The sequence below is a fragment of the Helicobacter sp. genome (assembly GCF_017502485.1).
GTDB lineage: Bacteria > Campylobacterota > Campylobacteria > Campylobacterales > Helicobacteraceae > Helicobacter_B.
In genome coordinates this window covers 1-5482 of the sequence record NZ_JAFVUX010000039.1, presented here as the reverse complement: position 1 = coordinate 5482, position 5482 = coordinate 1, and the positions used below count along the sequence as shown (strand labels likewise).

General features: G+C 43.8%; 5 protein-coding genes. 2 read left to right on the top strand and 3 right to left on the bottom strand.

From position 1 onward, the window contains the following. A partial coding sequence (locus IKB69_RS08135) for a vacuolating cytotoxin domain-containing protein (protein WP_290948200.1) occupies positions 1-1778 on the bottom strand: 1778 nt, incomplete at its 3' end. 237 nt (positions 1779-2015) lie between these two features. Here IKB69_RS08135 and IKB69_RS08130 point away from each other — a divergent pair. Then, positions 2016-2597 (top strand): YceI family protein, encoded by a 582-nt coding sequence (locus tag IKB69_RS08130; RefSeq protein WP_290948199.1) that lies wholly within the window; start codon positions 2016-2018, stop codon positions 2595-2597. Positions 2598-2811: 214 nt separating this feature from the next. Here IKB69_RS08130 and IKB69_RS08125 read toward each other — a convergent pair whose 3' ends face one another. Then, positions 2812-2952 (bottom strand): hypothetical protein, encoded by a 141-nt coding sequence (locus IKB69_RS08125; RefSeq protein WP_290948198.1) that lies wholly within the window; start codon positions 2950-2952, stop codon positions 2812-2814. 78 nt (positions 2953-3030) lie between these two features. On the opposite strand from IKB69_RS08125, the gene thiC reads away from it, so the two are divergent. After that, complete coding sequence (gene thiC / locus IKB69_RS08120; RefSeq protein WP_290948196.1) at positions 3031-4389, top strand: phosphomethylpyrimidine synthase ThiC; 1359 nt, start codon at positions 3031-3033, stop codon at positions 4387-4389. 30 nt (positions 4390-4419) lie between these two features. Here thiC and IKB69_RS08115 read toward each other — a convergent pair. Then, a partial coding sequence (locus tag IKB69_RS08115) for a hypothetical protein (protein WP_290948194.1) occupies positions 4420-5482 on the bottom strand: 1063 nt, incomplete at its 5' end.

Below are 5482 nucleotides of genomic sequence, written 5' to 3'. Positions count from 1 at the left end.
CCAGAATCTTTAATCGACACGCCCAGCTCTAGCACTCCTACTTCATCTCCGTGCTTCTCCAAAACTAGCTTGGCATTGTTAGCATCCATTGTGATTTGTCCGCCCGGAGTTATGGTGAGATGGTGGAATGATGCGGTGGAGCTAGAATCCAAAGCAAGATTAGTAGCAATAGTGTGCGTGATATTAGAGGCATAGAATCCACCCTTTTTCCCCACAGATAAAGAGCCTAGCTCTAGCTTGCTATTTTTGACAAAGATATTGTTACCACTATCATTGACAAAAGTCATTCGCGCTGTATCTGCAGCCAGATCCGTGCCATCATTTAGCATGATAGAGTCAAACTTATACTTCCCACCCTCATTTGTCCAAAGCTTTGTGCCTAAGCCATTTTGCCCACCATTTGTCTGTCGCTTTTGCACGACTAGGGATTTGGCAGAGAAGTCGCTATTCATTTTCACATTGGCAGCGACTATTTCTATATTTTCTACACTAGCCTTGCCTTTTACTTTGCTAAAGTCAAAGGTCGCCCCACCCCAAGTCTGCTGAGCAGTGGCAGTGGTGAGCTTACCACTATGAGTGAGATCCCCACCTGACTCAAAAACCACAGAATCCGGCGAGCCTACACTTTCTAGCTGATTAGTAAGCCTAATGTTAGTGTTGTTTAGCACGATAGAATCCTTAGCTATAAACTTGACTACAAACTCCCCAGCATTATCAGTGGCATTGTTTATACCGCGTGTGGAGTAGATCTCTGCTTTATTAAGCTCTATGGTATCAGCTTCAAAGGTGGCATTGCTTGCATTAACCGCAGTGCCGACATTGCCGTGTAGGTTAAGATCTCCTATGTTTAAATCTTTTGCTTTGGCGAGAAACTGCCCTTTTCCAGAATATAGTGTGGCTTTAAGCGTGGCTATATCTAGTTTATCTCCAGCTTCTAGCTTGATAGTCCCATCCCAAGTAGCCCCACCTGATGCGAAGTCCATAGAGCCTTTGAAATCTATATTTTCCTTTGCTGTAACGCTTATCCTACCGCTTGTAGAATTTATCTTAGTAGCAGTGTCGCTACTTATTAAGTCCTTACCAGAATCTATGGTAATATCGCCGCCAAAATGCGCCTGCGAGTTAGTGATTTTTATGTCATCTTTCGTGCTTTTTAGCAATAGGCTAAAGCCATTTGTTTGGGCATTTAGCTTGCTATTGTTGATAGTTATGCTACTTCCCTCTACTTTAAAGTGGCTATTTTGCGTGCCTGCTTTATTTAGGTTTAGGGTGAGTGTCTCTAGTGTGGCAGCTTCGCTTGCTTTGAAATTGAGCGTAGCTCCGCCCCCTGTGCCCCACTGATTTCCAGCACCCAAAATGCTTGTAAGATAGATATCTTTAGCTTCAAAGTTTGCTGTGATGTATCCTATTAGACCAGCTTGCCACCCATTGCCCCCAAACCATATTGTATTCCCGCTTGCTTGTGTTTTTGTATCATTGCCAAAGATAAGTGTGGCATTGTTATATGACTGCGTAAAATTACTTCCTCCAGAGCTCCAAGTTCTTGTGCTTTTGACATAATAAGGTCCATTACCACTCTGGGTATCACCTTGCAAATTATAAACCTTAGTCGTTATATCTTCACTTTGTGCAAATAGGGGCAAGCCAAGAGCTAGCACTAATAGTACAAGAACAAGTTTGCGCATATGCTCCCCCCCCCCCAGCAAAAAGACATTTAAACCGCAGTTAGTGGTAGTCGCGCACCGACTAACAATAACTTGAGCTAGAATCTCTCTCACACCTCTTCCTTAAAGTTTGTTGAGCTTATCTGTGCTAGCTTATTTAAGATGTTTACTCACTATAAATCACCAGCATTATAGCATTTAATCAAGTTTCAATACTTCTTAAAATCCAGCCTAATAACAAAATGTAGAGAAATAACCCACTCACCTAAGTAGCACTAGAATCCACGCGCTAAGATCCCATACGCTTACGCTATAATGCTCGCTTATCACACTTTATACGAAGGATTTACAATGCGATCTTTGGGACTCCACAAGGTGCTAGCACTCCTAGCAGTAGCTTCTCTCTCAGTACTTTGCGCAAAAACCATTGACATAGCCAATGCCAAGGCAGGGTTCACTGCCTATAAGTCGCCTAAAAAACTTGCCGTTGGCGGGACATTTAATAACATTGTCTTTAAGTTTAAAAAGGGTGATAGCATAGCCACCCAGCTAGAAGGAGCAAGTGCCACTATGGAGGCAAATGCTATAAATCTTGGTGATGCAGCTAAAGACACAAGCTTAAAAACAAATTTTTTCTCCCAATTCAAGAAGGACAAAAAGGGCAGGCAACTTATCCGAGTGGTCTTTAGAGAAGTCGTAGCTGGGGAGAATTTAGGCACAATGTTAGCAAGCGTATCGATGAATGGTAAAAGTCAAAAAGTCCCTATGCAATATACCATCCAAAATGGCACACTCACAGCAAAAGGTGTGATAGATGTGCTAGATTTTGGGCTTGGTGGGGCGTTTGCCAAGCTTGCTAAGGCGTGCGAGACACTACATGAGGGTAGAAGCTGGACACAAGTGGAGATCTACTTCAGCGCGCCTGTGAAGTAGGGTGAGCAGAATTTGCACTAGCAAACTTCTTATTAAAGTAGATTTTAGTGTGTTGTCGTTCTAAGGGTGGGGGAAGCCATTAACAAAAGTAATCCACACAAACATATACAAAAAGCAGATGCTGTGGATCGCAATTCTCTCGCAATGATAAAGCGTGAGTAGTGAGGGCTGGATGCTAGTTTTACTAAAGAAGCATAGCCTTTGGGCTAGCGTCTCACTTGTTTTCTAAAGAAACATCGCCTTGCTTGTTTTCTAAAGAAACATCGGCTAACGCCGAGCGGTGTCCCTTGTTTTCTAAAGAAACATTGCTTTGTGTTGGCGTGCAAGAGCAAGCTACAATGAACTTCTTTGGCAAAGTCAAGTCTTTCAAAATCGCATATTGACAAACTTTGCTATAATGCAAGCTTTATCTCCAAATATAAGCGAGAGTCTAATGAGAACACAATGGATACAAGAGCGTCAAAATGACCTAATAAAAACCCAGCTCCACTATGCTAAGCGCGGAATTATCACAGAAGAGATGCGCTATATCGCCAATATTGAGCATATTGATCCAGAGCTTGTGCGCAAGGAAGTTGCCAAAGGTCGCCTAATAATCCCAGCAAATATCAACCACAAAAACCTTATCCCTATGGGCATAGGCGTGGCACTACGCACGAAAATCAACTCCAACATCGGCTCAAGCCAAATCTGCAACTCCGCGCAAGAAGAAGTAGAAAAGCTCAAAGTTTCTATCAAGTATGGCGCAGATACCGTTATGGACCTGAGTACTGGAGGAGATTTGGACAAAATCCGCACCGCTATCATCGAAGCTTCTAGCGTGCCCATTGGGACTGTGCCTATGTATCAAATCCTACACGATGTGCAAAATGATGTGCTAAAGCTAGATATTCCTACAATGCTCGCCACTCTTGAGAAGCAAGCGCGCCAAGGTGTGAGCTACTTTACCATTCACTGTGGATTTTTGCTCGCACATATGCCAGCGGTTTCTAAGCGTAAGATGGGTGTAGTCTCGCGGGGTGGAAGCCTTATGGCAAGCTATATGCTGCACTATCATAGAGAGAATCCATTTTATGAAGCTTTTGATGAGATCTTAAAAATCTGTCAGAAATACGATGTAAGTCTAAGTCTGGGGGATTCTCTACGCCCGGGCTGTTTGGCTGATGCCAGCGATGAGGCGCAGTTTGCTGAGCTAAAGGTGCTAGGCGAGCTAGCTAGAAGAGCCTATGAGGCTGATGTGCAAGTGATGATAGAAGGTCCCGGGCATGTCCCGCTTAACCAAATTGAGCGCAATGTCAAACTGCAAAAAGAATACTGCAATCAAGCTCCATTTTATGTACTAGGACCACTTGTAACAGACATTGCCGCAGGCTATGACCATATCGCAAGTGCCATTGGTGCTTGCGTGGCAGCTTGGAAAGGCGTAGCGATGCTCTGCTATGTAACGCCAAAGGAACATTTAGGACTGCCTAATGCCAAAGATGTGCGAGAGGGAATCCTAGCCTACAAAATCGCCGCGCACGCCGCAGACATAGCACGCGGTAGAATCAAAGCGCGTGAGAGAGATGATGCGATGAGCGATGCCCGCTATGCATTTAATTGGAACAGACAATTTGAGCTAGCCCTAGACCCAGATAGGGCTAGAGAATACCACGATGAAGCTCTACCACAAGAAGTGTTTAAAGAAGCGGAGTTTTGCTCGATGTGTGGTCCAAAGTTTTGTAGCTATAAAATCACCCAAGATATCTTCAAGCAGTATGGCGATAAAGTAAAAGAGCTAGAGCAAGCCTAGGTTCTAGGTGCGGATTTTAGTAGGTAGATTCTAGGGGGCTAGGTCAAGTATTATAAGATAGCTTCCCCAGCCACCTTTGCCTTGCACAAATTGCGCACTAGAATCTAGGCGCAAGAGAGTAGCGCGCAAATCTTGTAACCACTCTTCTTCATAGTGAGAGATGAGCAAAAAGGCGCGTTTAGATTCTGCTTGACGCAAGGCTTGCTCAAGTTGTATCAAGTCTTTGTCAAAGGTTGTGAATCGCACGCCGGTGTATGGGGCTTGCTTGCTTCTTGGACTTTGTGTATCTGCTATGCCATACCCATCTAAAAAGCTGTAATACATAAACGCTGGCTTTGAAGCGTGATAGATTAGCACTAAATCATCGTTATTTGCTTGCGCTTGTAGCGTGGTGGTAAGGGCGTGGGTTTGCTGGATATAATGCCAATTAGGGTAGATTTTGCCATAGCGTAGCAGAGTAGCTACCAAAATCCCAGCTACAAGTACAACCCCAGCCCATTTGTAGCGATTATAGATAAAGACTACAAAGTAGCAACATAGTAGATTGAAAATAGGTGTCATATAAAGTGAAAGTCGTCCGCCTATCACACCATTATGACCAAAGGGGTAGATTCTACATAAAGATAGGGCGACCCACACCAAAAGTGCGCATACACATAGGGTAAAAATAAAGCGCGCTTGCTTATAGGCGATTGCTAATCCAAAAGTCCCCATAAGCATATACACAGGTACAGCTTGTGGCTTGATAAAAGGCGTGAAGCCTTCGAGTACACCAAGCAAGGTGTCTTTGATGAACGCAGGATAAGCACTAAATGAATATGGGAGAAAGAAGCTCTGCCAGTAAGTGTAGAATCCATCGACTTTTTGATAGCGGATATAGAGCATATAGTAGAGTATGATAAAAAAACCAAGTAGCAAAAAGTGCAAAATATGCGAGCGTAAAAAGCTTAGGATCTTTCGCCTGTGCTGGACTAGCAATACCAAATACAACGCCGCGCCAAGAAATAACGCCGTGTAGGCAAAAAGCGAGCAAACGATAATGCTTAGGCTAAGATAGAGTAGCTCTTGCCTATGCCCCCAAACGCGAATATAT